The sequence below is a fragment of the Paraburkholderia sp. SIMBA_030 genome (assembly GCF_046535245.1).
Taxonomy (GTDB): Bacteria; Pseudomonadota; Gammaproteobacteria; order Burkholderiales; family Burkholderiaceae; genus Paraburkholderia.
This window is the reverse complement of record NZ_JAWRXB010000750.1, coordinates 1-265: the sequence shown is the minus strand read 5'-3', so window position 1 is coordinate 265 and position 265 is coordinate 1. Positions and strand designations below refer to the sequence as shown.

Below are 265 nucleotides of genomic sequence, written 5' to 3'. Positions count from 1 at the left end.
CATATTCTTTACCACCACCACTTATGGCATAATTTGTACTTACATATCCTTCAGGAATTTTAACGACATCCTGCATCCCAATAGCACTTGTTGTACTACTTGATGCTCCTACATCTGCAACCTTATCTCTTCCGTAAGCAAAGCCTTTGGTGACTTTAATGACTTCGGTAGGTAAATTTTCAATTTCAACATTATATTTACTGATCCAATATTTTAAAATGCTGTCTGTACCAAGTGCTGTGAAATCTTTCATTGGCATTGCTAC

At 36.2% G+C, this 265-nt stretch carries 1 protein-coding gene; it reads right to left on the bottom strand.

The genetic code is table 11. The annotated features are described in order from the left end of the window. A partial coding sequence (locus SB772_RS41970; protein WP_410838767.1) for a hypothetical protein occupies window positions 1-253 on the bottom strand: 253 nt, incomplete at its 3' end. Between the last annotated feature and the right edge of the window lie 12 nt (window positions 254-265).